At 41.8% G+C, this 14032-nt stretch carries 15 protein-coding genes; all 15 read right to left on the bottom strand.

The annotated features are described in order from the left end of the window. A partial coding sequence (locus tag HMPREF9074_RS08340) for a hypothetical protein (RefSeq protein WP_034540254.1) occupies positions 1–419 on the bottom strand: 419 nt, incomplete at its 3' end. 36 nt (positions 420–455) lie between these two features. Continuing rightward, positions 456–1226, bottom strand: a complete 771-nt coding sequence (locus HMPREF9074_RS08335; RefSeq protein ID WP_009390986.1) for a patatin-like phospholipase family protein — start codon at positions 1224–1226, stop codon at positions 456–458. Positions 1227–1236: 10 nt separating this feature from the next. Continuing rightward, positions 1237–3357 carry a ferrous iron transport protein B gene (gene feoB, locus HMPREF9074_RS08330; protein WP_009390984.1) on the bottom strand — a complete coding sequence of 707 codons (2121 nt, stop codon included), beginning with the start codon at positions 3355–3357 and terminating at the stop codon, positions 1237–1239. 2 nt (positions 3358–3359) lie between these two features. After that, complete coding sequence (locus tag HMPREF9074_RS08325; RefSeq protein ID WP_009390982.1) at positions 3360–3596, bottom strand: FeoA family protein; 237 nt, start codon at positions 3594–3596, stop codon at positions 3360–3362. A gap of 78 nt (positions 3597–3674) precedes the next feature. Beyond that, positions 3675–4808, bottom strand: coding sequence for a DUF2062 domain-containing protein (locus HMPREF9074_RS08320; protein WP_009390980.1), 1134 nt, complete (start codon positions 4806–4808; stop codon positions 3675–3677). After that, positions 4795–5148, bottom strand: a complete 354-nt coding sequence (locus HMPREF9074_RS08315) for a hypothetical protein (RefSeq protein ID WP_009390979.1) — start codon at positions 5146–5148, stop codon at positions 4795–4797. Before HMPREF9074_RS08315 ends, HMPREF9074_RS08320 begins: the two co-directional genes overlap by 14 nt. Next, the gene (locus HMPREF9074_RS08310) at positions 5138–5371 is read right to left on the bottom strand and encodes a hypothetical protein (RefSeq protein WP_009390978.1); all 234 of its coding nucleotides are present in this window, start codon (positions 5369–5371) and stop codon (positions 5138–5140) included. The genes HMPREF9074_RS08315 and HMPREF9074_RS08310 overlap by 11 nt, the downstream gene beginning before the upstream one ends. A 90-nt stretch (positions 5372–5461) precedes the next feature. Continuing rightward, positions 5462–5902 carry a hotdog family protein gene (locus HMPREF9074_RS08305; RefSeq protein ID WP_034540253.1) on the bottom strand — a complete coding sequence of 147 codons (441 nt, stop codon included), beginning with the start codon at positions 5900–5902 and terminating at the stop codon, positions 5462–5464. After that, a complete protein-coding gene (locus tag HMPREF9074_RS08300) occupies positions 5902–6807 on the bottom strand; it encodes an LpxL/LpxP family acyltransferase (protein ID WP_009390975.1) in 906 nt (301 codons plus the stop codon). The genes HMPREF9074_RS08305 and HMPREF9074_RS08300 overlap by 1 nt, the downstream gene beginning before the upstream one ends. Then, entirely contained in the window at positions 6797–7045 is a 249-nt protein-coding gene (locus HMPREF9074_RS08295; protein ID WP_009390974.1) for a phosphopantetheine-binding protein, read from the bottom strand. The genes HMPREF9074_RS08300 and HMPREF9074_RS08295 overlap by 11 nt, the downstream gene beginning before the upstream one ends. 19 nt (positions 7046–7064) lie before the next feature. Further along, the gene (locus HMPREF9074_RS08290; RefSeq protein ID WP_009390973.1) at positions 7065–8774 is read right to left on the bottom strand and encodes a glutamine--tRNA ligase/YqeY domain fusion protein; all 1710 of its coding nucleotides are present in this window, start codon (positions 8772–8774) and stop codon (positions 7065–7067) included. A 37-nt stretch (positions 8775–8811) separates the two neighbouring features. Beyond that, the gene (gene rseP, locus HMPREF9074_RS08285) at positions 8812–10140 is read right to left on the bottom strand and encodes an RIP metalloprotease RseP (protein ID WP_009390972.1); all 1329 of its coding nucleotides are present in this window, start codon (positions 10138–10140) and stop codon (positions 8812–8814) included. 10 nt (positions 10141–10150) lie between these two features. Beyond that, positions 10151–11200: a dual-specificity RNA methyltransferase RlmN gene (gene rlmN / locus HMPREF9074_RS08280; RefSeq protein ID WP_009390971.1), complete on the bottom strand. Its 1050-nt coding sequence runs from the start codon at positions 11198–11200 to the stop codon at positions 10151–10153. Positions 11201–11244: 44 nt separating this feature from the next. Next, complete coding sequence (locus tag HMPREF9074_RS08275) at positions 11245–12498, bottom strand: toxin-antitoxin system YwqK family antitoxin (protein ID WP_009390970.1); 1254 nt, start codon at positions 12496–12498, stop codon at positions 11245–11247. A gap of 294 nt (positions 12499–12792) precedes the next feature. Continuing rightward, positions 12793–13878: a M949_RS01915 family surface polysaccharide biosynthesis protein gene (locus tag HMPREF9074_RS08270; protein ID WP_009390968.1), complete on the bottom strand. Its 1086-nt coding sequence runs from the start codon at positions 13876–13878 to the stop codon at positions 12793–12795. Positions 13879–14032: the final 154 nt, after the last annotated feature.

Below are 14032 nucleotides of genomic sequence, written 5' to 3'. Positions count from 1 at the left end.
GATAAGCCTGTAAGCGCCGGACTCATAGCGATAAGGGTACCAATAAGCCCTAATACAGGCCCTACCTTAGCCAATAGCTTAGAGGTGGCTATATCTTTCTCGGCTTCGTTTTCGAAGTTAGAAATCATATAATTATAATACGCCTCATCAGGGGTGTGGTGAACGAAGTCGCGCAGGTATTGTATGTACAAGGCATTGTCGCGCTCGGGCAACAAGTCTTTGAACTGCGCTACCGTATCGGGGGTGAGGTTTCTGATAGCCTCGTTGAGGAGTCTATCGTTTTTGTACTTAGTGATAAAGCGGTTGTAAAAACTGCCTACTAATAGCAGCGCTCGTACGAAGAGCACCAATAGTACAATAATGTCGGGTATCAGCAAGCTATCAGATACCAAAAATAAGATTTGTGAAATTTCACTCATAATTTTAACGTGTTAATTTGCTAATTTATCAATTGGCTAATCAGTAACAACTAACGACTTAATTAGCTCTATTTGTTTATTTGTTTGTTCGTATCCGTACTGGTAAGCGCGCTCAAGCATTTTGGTATCGAGTACCCCTATATTGCTCAGGTTGTGAAAGAATACGTGGTCGCACTTCTTAAACTTACGGCTGTAATTGCCGTCCATCGCTATGCTGTAAATGCGCTGCATAAAGTGAAAGGAGCTGGTCAATTCGTTTTCAGTTATCACTTCAAGCGGGTTTATAAAACTGCCTATAATCACCTCGCAGCGTTTTCTGATGGGCTCTATAGGCAAATTGTCTAACAGACCTCCGTCGGAATAAAGTCCATCACCTATCTTTACGGGCGAGAAGTAGGGAGGTAATGCCGAAGAGGCTATCAGTGGCTGTATTAGTTCGCCCTCGCTAAAGTATTTTACTTTACCGGTCAGCAGGTTGGTCGCCGCTACTGACAAGGGAATGCGTAGGTCTTCAAAAGTCGGGTATTTGAAATACTTCTGAAAGAACTTCGTGTATTTGCCGCTATCTACTAAGCCTATTTTCTTAAAGGTGAGCATCGACCACTTAAAGACGGGCGTCTTCTTGAAGAAATCGAGCATCTGTTCTGGAGCTACCCCACAAGCGTACAGCCCCCCAACAAGAGCCCCGCCGCTAGTGCCCGAAATAATAGACGGTTGTATACCATTTTCATCTAATGCCTTCAGAAGTCCCGCGTGTGCTAAAGCTCGTACGCCCCCTCCTGAAAATACCAACCCAAGTTTTTTCATAAGAGACAAATTATCTGATTAACAAATAGGCTAACATCGCACTAATGTAGGCTATTCCGGTCATAAATACCCATTGTATAGCTGTCCATTTCCAGCTGTTAGTTTCTTTGCGAACGATAGCTACGGTGCTAAGGCACTGCATCGCAAAGGCATAGTACAACAAGAGCGATATACCTGTACCAAGGGTGTAGACCGGCGTACCATCGGGGCGCAACTCACTGCGCATCTTGGCTAAAATAGTGCGTTCGCCTTCTGCTTCTTCAATATCTAAATCGCCCCCTAAACTGTAGACTGACGATAGCGTGCTAATGAACACCTCGCGCGCTGCAAATGAGGCCACGACTCCTATGCTTATCTTCCAATCATAGCCCAACGGGCGAAATACAGGTTCTATCCCCTTGCCGATATACCCCAAAAAGGAATATTCTAATTTTTCTGACTCTATATAATGTGTCTTTTGGTCTTCATCCCATTGTTGTTCTTGGGCTAATGTATCGGCAGTAGCTTCGATGTTGTGGTAGTGCTCGCCCATTCCGTGCGAACCTAAAAACCACAAGAGAATAGAGATGGCTAAGATATACTTACCCGCCCCCATCACAAAACCTTTGGTTTTCTCATACACCGTAATACCGACATTGCGCCACATAGGCACTTTATAATCAGGCATTTCGGCTATAAAGAAACTCTTGTACTTTGATACTTTTAGGACTTTATCGAAAATAAAAGCTGACAGCAGTGCCATAGCAAAGCCTAAGAAATACATAGCAAAAAACGTCCACGCCTTATAGCTTATCCACATAAAATCACCTTCTGGAATTACCAAATTGATGATGATAAGATACACCGGCAATCGTGCCGAACAGGTGATAAAAGGGGTAACGAGTATAGTGATGAGTCGCTCTTTCCAGTTCTCTATATTGCGGGCTATCATCACCGCTGGTATGGCACAGGCAGCCCCCGAAATCAGCGGTACTACACTCTTGCCATTCAGCCCAAAACGGCGCATAATATTGTCCATCAGAAATACCACCCTACTCATATAGCCACTCTCTTCTAAGAGCGAGATGAAAGTGAAAAGGATAGCAATTTGCGGCACAAACACTACGATACCCGAAATACCGCTCAGTATCCCTTTGGTGAGCAGGTCAGTCAGCGCCCCTTCAGGCAATACGCGTTCGCAGAAACTGATAAGATGGTCAAAACCTGCTTCTATGGCATCCATAGGGTAACTCGACCAAGTGAATACAGCTTGAAAAATAACTAATAGGATAAGGGCAAAGATAACGTAGCCCAACACAGGGTGAATGAGCAGTCGGTCGAGGCGAGCCCGCAGCGTTTGTGCTTTGTGCTGGTCTACCACATAGCATTTCTTAAGCGTCTCATTGATGCATTGATAACGAATAATCGTCTCTTTTTGCTTCATTCGGCGTATTTCGCTCTCGGTTTTGGTGTTTTTTACCTCTGTAAGGTCATTTTCCTTATAATTCTCGATGATATAGGTGTTGTGCGAAATGATAAGCCATAGCTTGTAGGTATTTTCATTAGGAAAAAGAGAAGATAAATGGTCAAAATACGCCTTATCAAGTCGTTCTACTGCTACACAAGGCGCTACAGGCAGCTGTTCATAGGCTTTGATAGCTTTCTTAAGAGCCTCTATCCCCTCACCTGTACGGGTGCTGGTAAGTACTACTTTAGTATTGAGCGATTGCTCTAAGGCGTCAATATCTATGCTAATACCCTTGCGCTCCATTTGGTCTGCCATATTGATAACCAACAGAGTAGGCAGGTGTAAGTCTTTTATTTGGGTGAAGATAAGCAAATTCTGCTTTAGGTTATTCACATCGCAGACCACCACCACCACATCAGGGAAGTACTCCCCTTTGCGGTCGAGCAGTATATTCACCGCCACGCGTTCGTCTTCAGAGCTGGCATTTAGGCTATAGGTACCTGGTAGGTCGATGATATGCGCTTTGCAGTCATCGCACAAGCGCGATTGTCCGATTTTCTTTTCTACCGTTATCCCTGGGTAGTTACCTACTTTCTGATTAAGCCCTGTCAGTGCGTTGAACAGCGAGGTCTTCCCCGTATTGGGGTTACCTATAAGAGCTACTTTTATTGAAGATTTTGCCAATGTTACTTATTATTAGTAGTTAGTTGTATCAGTGCCGCCATATCTTTTCTAATAGAAAGATATGCCTCATTCATACGTATATAGATAGGGTCGCCGAGGGTCGCTTTCTGCAGCACCTCTACTTCACTGCCTACAAAACAACCTAATTCGATAAGTTTGAGCGGGATTTTATCTACATCAAAACTGCTGATAATGCCCCTCTCTCCTTTTTTGAGTTGCGCAATAGTACACGCTTCCATAAATATATCTTTTTATTTAGAATGATTTTGCGCGCAAAGATAAAAAATAATTAATAATTCACAATCCTCTATTCAGAATTATTTTTGCCGTTTTTTCAGTAGCAGATAAGTTGCCCCTCCTAATACTACCGCAGCCGTAATAGCTAATACCATACTCCCTACCAAATACTGCAGCAAATGGCTCTTTACGTAGTCCATATTTATCTCTCCTTCAGGCAATACCTGTCCGCCTGTTATAAAAGCCCCAATTTTTAGAGAGGCGAGTATCAACACCGGTATCATAGGGGGGATGCTCACGTTAGAGCAGATAAAAGCGAGTGTTTTGTTCAATCGGAAGAAGACTGCCAAAGCGATGGTAAGCACGGTTTGCAAGCCCCAAAAAGGAGCAATGCCAAAGAAGACCCCTAAGGCTACCGAACAGGCTTTCACTTCTTTGCTACTGTCGCTTTCTAATATATTTTCTTTTACAAACTGTTTAAAACTTTTTTGGCGTGCCTCGCGGAAGAAGTTGCGAGGTTTGATGTACAAAAAGGTGAGTACTACCAATACGGTATTGAGGATACTGATGCGAGTAAAATCGCGGAAGGGTCGGAAGTGAGAGACTCTCTCTGCAGGGTCGTAAAGCACCCTGATAGGCACTGGCTTAATGGCTATACCACACCAGCTACTGCGCACTAATATTTCTATCTCAAATTCAAATTTTCGGGTGTAGTATTTCTTTGGAATAAAATGCAGTGGATATAGGCGGAACCCCGACTGCGTATCGGGTAAGGCTACCCCTGTCTCTAATCGGAACCAAAAGTTCGAAAAGCGATGCCCAAAACTGCTTTTTTTAGGCACTCCCTCTTGCTGCATATCTCTGTTGCCTACTAATAGTACAGGCGACTCTTCAGCAGCCAAAGCCTCTATAAAAGCAGGGATATCCTCAGGGTAATGCTGTCCGTCAGAGTCTAATGTCAGAGCGTAGTCATACCCCTTTGTGCGAGCTTGCTCAAAACCTGTTTGCAGGGCTTTGCCTTTACCTTGGTTTTTGGGGTGTGTAATAGTGGTTACGGAGGGGTATTGAGTTAGAATTGCGGCAGTATCATCGGTAGAACCGTCATTTACCACCAATACCTGATAGGGGTAACGCAACAATCCCTCAAGCACTCGCCTAAGGGTTTTAGCATTGTTATAGCTAGGGATTACAATACAGACATTATGCTTCTCCACGATATTCTTTTATCATTTTTTTCACAATATCCAAATCTATAGTATCGTATTCTGACTTGTCATAAATAGAAACAAAGGCTACAGAAGTAGCCTCTTCACTATCTATTTCAACTAATACTTCGTGCGTAATAACTCTCGCTCCACCTCTTTTTCCTTTATTTTTAGAGGTGATGTTAAGTCTGATTTTCCTAATGCCTTCCCCCAATGAAACGCCTATTTCTGGATTATTCTCTATCTCTTCTTTTAAAGCTTCAAAATCTTTTTTTAAGCTCTTATATTTCTTAGATAAAGCTTTTAATTCTTTACCAAACGAAGGAAGGTAACCAAATTTATATTTCATTGAGCAAATCTTCTAAATTACCTAACTTTATTTTCCCCTCTCTCGCATCTTTAAGTTCATCTAAAGCTGTAAAAAGTTTTTTCTTAAACTTTTTCTGCTGTAAATGCTTCCTATCTTCATTGCTCTTAATATTTGTAATCTCTATAAAATCAAGTGATTTTATAAAGTTTAAAAAGGCATCTACTTTAGGTTGCTGTGTGTTGATATTTATAGTGAGTTCCATTTTTATATCTCTTTATTGTTTTATTTGGGACAAAAGTACAGAAAAAAGCTAAAAGCACAAAACTTTCTTGCTTATAGGTTGAAGTAATTGCTAATTATCAATACTCTCCGCTATTACGGTCTTCATTTCACCCTCAGCGATGAGCTCTTCACCAACGGTAGTCCGTACCTTTACGAGGGTAACCCCCATAAATTCCTGAATAATACTCAGCTCGGTAGTGAGGGTAGCTCCTACTTGGGGTAGAGCGTATATACTCATACGCTTGATAGACCCTATATAGCCCATAGGCGCGGGCTGATGTTGCAGATAGTAATAATACCCTTTGTGCAGAGCAATGCTTTGTGCTATATGTTCTACCACCCCTGCCTCTTGTAGTTGTCCGTTCTGCACAAAAAGATTATCAGCGGCAATAGTCAGTCCTGCGGCTCCAGTAGTAGCGGTATAGCTTAGCAGGGCATCTACCATTACCATTGGCGGACGCTGCGGAATAAGGCTTATAACAGACGGTAAATCGGTAATAGGGGGTGTCATCATCTTTCTTCTTTCTCTAAAAAATCCCAGAAATCAAAATAATTAAACCACTGCAAAGGGTATTGTTGTAGCATTTGCTCCATATTGTCAGTATATGCCGAAAGCAATCCTGCGGCATCAGGGGTTGCAGGGTGTGCTATACGGGCATAAAGGTGGTAGTGCAAATGTTTTTCTTTCATAACATATACGAAAACCACTGGTACTTTCTTCTTAGCGGCAATGAGAAAAGGACCTGCAGGAAAAGAGGCTTCGGCTCCTAAAAAAGGGGCTTTAAGCGCACGCGTGCCTTGCAAATAGCGGTCTCCAGTGAAGCATACTATTTTATTAGTGGCCAGTGCCTCGTTGATTTTAAAAATATGCGACATATCTTCTGCTATCACTATATACTGATGCGAAGGTTTCTTCTGCGAAATACTTTGTATATAATCCTTAATTACCGAGCGCTCCATATCGGCAATAACAGTACTGATTTGCAATTCTAGGTCTATCTTCCTAAAGAAAGGCTCTGCTATTTCAAAATTGCCAATATGAGCCGAGATGAGTATCGCGCTCTGCCGATTAGCTAAGAGTTCTTTTAGGTGCTCAACACCATCAAAAGTATAGGTATACTTCTCCTCAAGGCCTGCTAAAATAGCTATTTTATCGATGATCGTTTGTCCGAAAGTGAAGTAACTGAGGTAAAGAGAGCAAAAGGCTTTAGGGGCACTATACCCCAAACGATGCCTAAAATAATAGTACATAAAGCGGTTGGACTGCCATTCGGTAAGGAAGTAATACAAGGCGACGAAAACAAGCAACGAATAAGCAGCGTAAATGCCCAAGTGTTTCATCAAGAAAACAAAGATACGGTAGCCTAGTACCGTACCTTTTGATTTTCCTTGCCATTTAGTAGGGTTATTGTGCATTAACTTTATTGGCTAAAGTAGTGTAGAAATCTTCAAAAGTAACGATTTCTTTAAAGTCTGCTTCTACAAGCTTGACCCCAAATTCTTGTTGGATAATCACCACCAAATCTACGTAGTCAAGGCTGTCTAAGCCTAAACCCTCGCGAAAATTAGCCTCAGGACTAATAGCAGTGCTTTCTACTTCAAATTCTTCTACAAATATACGGGTAGTAATTTCAATAATTTCTTGTCTGCTCATTCTTAAGTATTTTGTTTTATTATTCGCTCTTTATCTTCTCCCAAGTATCTTTTAGCCCTACCGTTTTGTTAAACACTAGTTTTTCAGCAGTGCTATCAGGGTCTACGCAGAAGTAGCCAAGACGTTGAAACTGAAGCGTCTCACCTGCCTTAGCGGTAGTTAAGCTCGGCTCTACGTAGGCGGTTACTACTTTTAACGACTCAGGGTTTATATAATTCAGAAAACTATCTTCTTGTCTGTCTGGTTCTGGTACGGTGAAAAGACGGTCGTATAGGCGCGCTTCAGCAGCTACTGCGTGGGCTATCGATACCCAATGTAGCGTACCTTTCACCTTGCGCATACTCGCCTCAGTACCGCTACCACTGCGGCTGTCAGGGTCGTAAGTGCAGTGTATTTCACTGATGTTGCCCTCTGCGTCTTTCACTACGCTTTCAGCCTTGATAATGTAGGCGTTCTTCAGGCGCACTTCACCTCCTAACTTCAGTCTAAAGTACTTTTTATCAGCTTCTTCGCGGAAGTCATCGCGCTCTATGTATAGCTCTCTGCTGAAAGGCACTTTGCGATAGGTCATAGGGGTTACTTCAGGGTTGTTTTCTGCCTCTAACCACTCTTCTTGCCCTTCGGGATAGTTAGTAATCACTACCTTTACGGGGTCGAGCACTGCCATTACCCGATTAGCTTTCTTGTTGAGGTCTTCGCGTACGCAAAACTCCAAAAGCGATACATCTATTAGGTTTTCGCGCTTAGCAATACCGATAGTATCAGCAAACTTGCGTATAGACTCAGGGGTATAGCCACGTCGGCGCAAGCCCGAAATAGTAGGCATACGCGGGTCGTCCCAACCTGCTACATAATTTTCAGTTACCAATTGTAACAGCTTGCGTTTGCTAACAATGGTGTGACTCAAATTCCTACGTGCAAACTCGCGTTGTTTAGGGCGAGTTCCTCCCTCCCCTTGGGGGAGGGTTGGGGAGGGGATTACTTGGTCTAAGAACCAATCGTATAGCTCTCTATGAGGCAAAAACTCAAGCGTGCAGAGCGAGTGCGATATTTGTTCTAAGTAGTCGCTTTCGCCGTGTGCCCAGTCGTACATAGGGTAAATATGCCATTTATCGCCTGTGCGGTGGTGCGAAGCGTTCATTATACGATAGATGATAGGGTCGCGCATCAGCATATTAGGCGATGCCATATCTATTTTAGCACGGAGCACATAAGTACCGTTAGCAAACTCGCCATTCTTCATACGCTCAAAAAGAGCAAGGTTTTCTTCAGGCGAAGTATTTCTATACGGACTATCGCTACCTGCTATGGTAGGGGTACCTTTTTGGGCTGCTATCTCTTCAGAGGTTTGTTTATCTACATATGCCTTACCTTGTTTGATGAGCTTTACTGCCCACTCATATAGCTCTTGAAAGTAGTCTGAGGCGTAGCATTCCTTATCCCATTGAAAGCCGAGCCATTGCACATCGCGGCGAATGGCATCTACATACTCCTGTTCCTCTTTGCTGGGGTTAGTATCATCAAAACGGAGGTTTACAGGGGCATTATAGCGCAAGCCTAACCCAAAGTTAAGGCATATAGAGCTCGCGTGCCCCAAATGTAGGTAGCCATTGGGTTCTGGCGGAAAGCGAAAGCGCAAAGCATTCGCCGGAAAACCTGCCGCAAGGTCTTCTTCTATGATATTTTCGATAAAATTATTAGCGCGTGGTTCTTTTATTTCTTCAGCCATTGTATTTAATTATGAGTTTTGAGTTATTAATTCTGAATTATTTAAATATTGCCCTATACAGGTCGCTACCATTAGCGTAAAGCAATAGCGATACTAATAGTACGAAACCTACCATTTGGGCGTATTCGAGTACTTTCTGACTAGGAGCTTTGCCGGTTACCATTTCGTATAGTAGAAATACTACGTGTCCGCCATCGAGGGCTGGGATAGGCAATATATTCATAAAAGCTAAAGCTATCGATAAGAAAGCGGTGATATGCCAGAAAGCTAACCAATTCCATTTTTCGGGGAAGAGCTTGCCTATACTGCCAAAACCTCCTACCTCGCTTGCTCCTTTTTTGGTGAATACGAACTTAAATTGTGCTACATAGTCGCGAAGTACATTGTAGCCATAGCCTATACCGTGGGAAAACGCCTCGCCTAAGCCGTAATTTTTATGGGTGATTTGTATTTTATCATCTACTTGTGCAGCCATTACTCCTATTTTGCGCCCTTCAGTAGGTATCACCTTTAGCTGTAGGTCAGTGCCATTGCGCTCTATGTCTATCAGCAGCGGACTCCCCTGCGGCACTAAGTTCATCGCTGGGATAAGGTCAGAGTAGTAATAAATAGGCTCGCCGTTTACGCTCTTTATCTTATCGCCTTTCTGCATTCCTGCTTGGGCTGCTGGCATATTAGGTAGCACCGAGTCGATAATAGGCGCTATTTTCAGGGTGAAAGGCGAAGTCTCGCCGCGCAAGAAAAGCATCTTGCCTATCGAGTCAGGTAGCGAAAGGTGACGTATAGCGCCTTCGCTATCTTTTACGGTCAGCTGACTAACATCGCGAAGCAAGATATACTTGCTGATGTCGCTCACATTCTCCAAAGGCTTACCATTTATTTCAGTCACTACATCGCCGTTTCTAAATCCGTATGCACGCATAGTGCGCGATACCGCAAACCCTTCTTTGATGCCCTCTGGCTTTAGCTGATCTTGCCCCCACACGAAGAGTATCATCGAGTAGATAAAAAATCCTAAGAGTAAGTTTACGGTTACCCCCCCTATCATTATAATAAGTCGCTGCCAAGCGGGTTTTGAGCGGAACTCCCACGGCTGAGCGGGCTGAGCCATTTGCTCTTTATCCATACTCTCGTCTATCATTCCCGCTATTTTCACGTAGCCACCAAGGGGCAGCCAACCTATACCATATACGGTCTCGCCTATTTTCTTCTTAAAAAGAGCAAACTTCACATCAAAGAATAAAAAGAACTTCTCTACTCTTGTTTTGAATAGTTTTGCCGGAATAAAGTGTCCTAACTCGTGTAAGACAACCAAAATTGAAAGACTCAGAATCAGCTGAGCCGCCTTTATCAGAAATATATCCATTATTTAGTCGTTAGTTTTTAGTCGTTTTATTCGCCAATTGCCCACAGGCGGCATCTATATCTTTGCCGCGCGAGTGGCGTACGGTCACCGTTATGCCTGCCTCTTCAAGCATCGTTTGGTAAAGAGTGAGCGCGCGACTGTCAGCCTGCTGAAACTCCCCATCATCTATAGGGTTATACTCTATCAAATTCACTTTTGAGGGGGCAAACTTACAGAATTTGATGAGGGCTTCCACATCTTTGCGCTGGTCGTTGATACCTTTCCACACCACATACTCGTAAGTAATGCGGTTTTTAGTCTTTTGGTACCAATACTGCAAAGCCTCCCGCAGTTCCGATAGCGGAAACTGTTCATTGAAAGGCATAATGCTAGTGCGTACGCTATCTATGGCTGAGTGTAGCGATACTGCCAATTTAAATTTCACCTCATCATCTGCCATCTTTTTTATGAGTTTAGGCACGCCCGAAGTGGAGAGGGTGATGCGCTTAGCCGACATTCCCAGTCCTTCGGTTGAAGTGATTTTGTCAATGGCTTTTAGCACATTGTTATAGTTCATCAGCGGCTCGCCCATCCCCATAAATACAATGTTAGAGAGCGGTCTGCCAAAGAAAGCCTTGCTTTGCTCATCTATCACCCGCACTTGGTCGAATATCTCATCGGGTAGCAGGTTGCGCATACGCTTTAGCCTTGCCGTAGCACAAAACGAACAGTTAAGGCTACACCCCACCTGACTCGATACGCAGGCGGTAGTACGGGTATCGGTAGGTATCAATACCGACTCTACCAACAGCCCATCGTGTAGGCGCACTGCATTTTTGATTGTCCCATCGTCGCTGCGTTGCATCACATCTACTTTGATGTGGTTGATAACGAAGTGCTTATCAAGCATCTCGCGGGTAGCTTTGGGCAGATTGGTCATCGCCTCAAACGAATGCACCCCTTTCTGCCATAGCCATTCGTACACTTGGTTACCACGAAAGGCTTGGTCGCCGTTTTCTTCAAAAATACGCCTTAGCTCCTCTTTAGTGAAAGCTCTTATATCTCGTTTGCTCTGATTCATAATTGGGCGCAAAGGTACAAAATAATTGACAATGGGCAAATTTGCTAATTCTCTTTTAGCTCGTATTTAGTTACGCTCTGCTGATTGCCTGCCTTATACTCTACTTCTTTGCTGAGTTGCCCTGCCTCAGTATAGTATTTCCATACCCCTTCTTTCTGATTATTAGCGTATTGCCCTGCTACTGACACCTCTCCTGAAGGGTAATATTCTTTATAAGCCCCCTCTTTTCTACCTTCTTTAAAATTGACTTCTTTCTCAAGCACCCCTTTAAGCGAATAGTACTTCCACAAGCCTTTTTCATAGCCTTTGTCGTATTCACCAGAGGTGAGGAGCTTACCTCTCTCATTGTATGCCAAGTACTTACCGTCAGGCTCACGATTGCTGAAATGTTTTTCAAACTTCAGTTGCCCATTGGGGTAATACTCTTTTTCGTAGTTTATGTAGTCATTTTCATAACTACCCTCTTTGGTGAGGATACCCAAATCGTCATAGCGTTTAAAATCACCGTGATATTTATCGCCTTTGTAGTGCTTGGTTTCATAGAGCTTACCATTCTCGTGATAACTATTTCTCACCGAAGTACCATCGTCTTTGTAGTCGCGAGTTTCTATCAGCCTACCTGTGTCTAATTTCTTTTCCCATTTGCCAGCAGGAGCATCGTTTTTATAATACTCCGTAGAGATCATTTTTATACCACTGCGTCTATCCCAAAGCGAGGTGCGCCAGTGCTTCCCTTCCTTTTTGCCCAACTTATAATGCTCTATAACCACTACTTTGCCGTCATCATCATACTCTTTCCACTCGCCGTCTAACTTCCCGTTCTTATAAGTCCCCTCTTTTGAAGGTTTACCTGACGAATATTCTATAAATTTACCCTCTAACTCGCCATTTTTATAGTTCATTTCATACCTTATAGCTCCATAAGGTGCGTATTCTTTATAAAATCCGTTCTGTATACCGTCTTCTATAATACCCTCTTTTTTCACGTTGCCATTAGGGTAATATTCTCTGGTAAGACCTGCCACCTTACCATTTTTAAAAGTTACTTCCATATTGATAGAGCCCTTGCGGTCGTAGTATTTAGCCACACCGTTAAGCTTCCCATCGGCAAAAGTAGCCTCGTAATATTCCCCCATCCCTTGGGCTATTTTATAGCTACCATTTAGGGGCGAACCATCTGCCCTAAGAGAAAAGACACTTTCCAAGCCATACTTTTTCTCTATAATATCATCTTCAGTAATGAGTTTTTGAGCCCAACTCATCTGAAAGAACAACAAGAATACTACACAATATTTCATATTTTTTATTATTTATTATTTATTATTATTAATTGAGGTTTTATCATTAATGGTAATAGATATTAATTTCTCTTTTTTTTCATAGCTTAAGAATTTTTATTGTTATTTTTTATCTAAGGCTGTCGGTAACAAAGTCCTGCACAGCGATAATGTGGCTACTGCTTAGCTTCATTCGTCTATCCAATTTACAGGATAATGGGTGAGTAGGTTGTTCATTGTTCTATCTTGTTTTATTTGTTTGCAAAGGTAAAGGTTTTTCATAAACTTACATCATAGAAATTTTAGTAAGTATTATTATGCTGTCAATATTTCTATTCCTACTATTATATATCGTTTGCCTTTTTTCAAAAGAACAACTTCAGTAAGACCAATTTCAGTTGATTTTATTACAAAGCAATTTTTATCATTAAAAAGTTGACAATCTCCACGATAAATACGAACAGCTGAAAGTAGTCCTGCCTTGAAAGTTCCTTCATATAGCATTACATTATCCTTTATTTCTGCAAATGAATAAAATTTATCTTCAAAAACAGCTGATTTATCATTAATCCCTCTTACTCGTAACGGAAAGTTTATCGTCTTTTGTAGTTCAGCATTAGAAGAAGCTGCTTTTTTGGCTCTTTGTAAAAATTCATCAATGGTTTCACCTTTATCAAAGGAAGAAGTTGTATTTTTCTGAGTCTTCAATGAGTTTTTAATTTGTTCTTTTACTTCTGAAAGAAACAAAGCATGTCCATTATCTTCCAGAAGATCAATTATATCATATACCTTTTTCTTTATGCTAAGAGGTAAAGCATAAAAACTTTTATCCACTTGGGTGTGTCTTGCATCATCCATTTCCGAATTCTGATGACGGATAACTATTTTCTTCCCGAGATGATAAATCAGAATTTTTACCCTACCTTCTTCAAAATGATCTCCATAGATAGATTTCGTCCCATACACTACAATCGGGTCTACAAAACCATCATTGTCTAAGTCTTTCAATCTTAAATAACGTGACCAAAACCAAATAGAGGTCTCTCTTTCTTTATCAATATAATCAGTAATAGTCCATCGCACTTTTACAGTCTTATCTACTTCAAAAGATACGTTAAAAGCCTTTATAGACCGCTTCAGACTATTTTCGTCCTGTATATTCCCTTTTGTCACCTTTTCAGTAAGAATCAAATACTGCTTGCCATCTTTATCCTCAAAAGGATACACCCTAAATATAGGAAATTCAACTCCTATCTGCTGCAACACCTCAGCAGGAAAAAGTTTTTTAATTTCCATATCTGTAAGAGGAGTCTCTCTATAATTTTTATCCTCTTGTGCTATGCCAATAGTACAGATAAATATACTATAAATAGTCAATAATACCTTAAAATGTCTGTTCATTTTCTTCTGTTTCTAAATTTAAAAAATGTTTCTTATTCGCCTCATCAGCAGTTATTTTGGGAATATTATAATTAAGGTGTCTATTTAGCTACATACTAATTGACTTTGGGAATCGGTCTATGTTAAATTCTGAACCGCAAACTTACTGACTCGG

The organism is Capnocytophaga sp. oral taxon 329 str. F0087 (assembly GCF_000213295.2).
In the GTDB taxonomy this organism is placed as follows: domain Bacteria; phylum Bacteroidota; class Bacteroidia; order Flavobacteriales; family Flavobacteriaceae; genus Capnocytophaga; species Capnocytophaga leadbetteri_A.
This window is presented reverse-complemented; position numbering and strand designations above follow the sequence as displayed.

Coding starts and splice junctions, on each gene's coding strand:
- HMPREF9074_RS08335 (WP_009390986.1), bottom strand. CDS start 1,226: ATGAAAAAACTTGGGTTGGTATTTTCAGGAGGGGGCGTACGAGCTTTA.
- HMPREF9074_RS08325 (WP_009390982.1), bottom strand. CDS start 3,596: ATGGAAGCGTGTACTATTGCGCAACTCAAAAAAGGAGAGAGGGGCATT.
- HMPREF9074_RS08315 (WP_009390979.1), bottom strand. CDS start 5,148: ATGAAATATAAATTTGGTTACCTTCCTTCGTTTGGTAAAGAATTAAAA.
- HMPREF9074_RS08310 (WP_009390978.1), bottom strand. CDS start 5,371: ATGGAACTCACTATAAATATCAACACACAGCAACCTAAAGTAGATGCC.
- HMPREF9074_RS08305 (WP_034540253.1), bottom strand. CDS start 5,902: ATGACACCCCCTATTACCGATTTACCGTCTGTTATAAGCCTTATTCCG.
- HMPREF9074_RS08300 (WP_009390975.1), bottom strand. CDS start 6,807: ATGCACAATAACCCTACTAAATGGCAAGGAAAATCAAAAGGTACGGTA.
- HMPREF9074_RS08295 (WP_009390974.1), bottom strand. CDS start 7,045: ATGAGCAGACAAGAAATTATTGAAATTACTACCCGTATATTTGTAGAA.
- HMPREF9074_RS08290 (WP_009390973.1), bottom strand. CDS start 8,774: ATGGCTGAAGAAATAAAAGAACCACGCGCTAATAATTTTATCGAAAAT.
- rseP (WP_009390972.1), bottom strand. CDS start 10,140: ATGGATATATTTCTGATAAAGGCGGCTCAGCTGATTCTGAGTCTTTCA.
- rlmN (WP_009390971.1), bottom strand. CDS start 11,200: ATGAATCAGAGCAAACGAGATATAAGAGCTTTCACTAAAGAGGAGCTA.
- HMPREF9074_RS08275 (WP_009390970.1), bottom strand. CDS start 12,498: ATGAAATATTGTGTAGTATTCTTGTTGTTCTTTCAGATGAGTTGGGCT.
- HMPREF9074_RS08270 (WP_009390968.1), bottom strand. CDS start 13,878: ATGAACAGACATTTTAAGGTATTATTGACTATTTATAGTATATTTATC.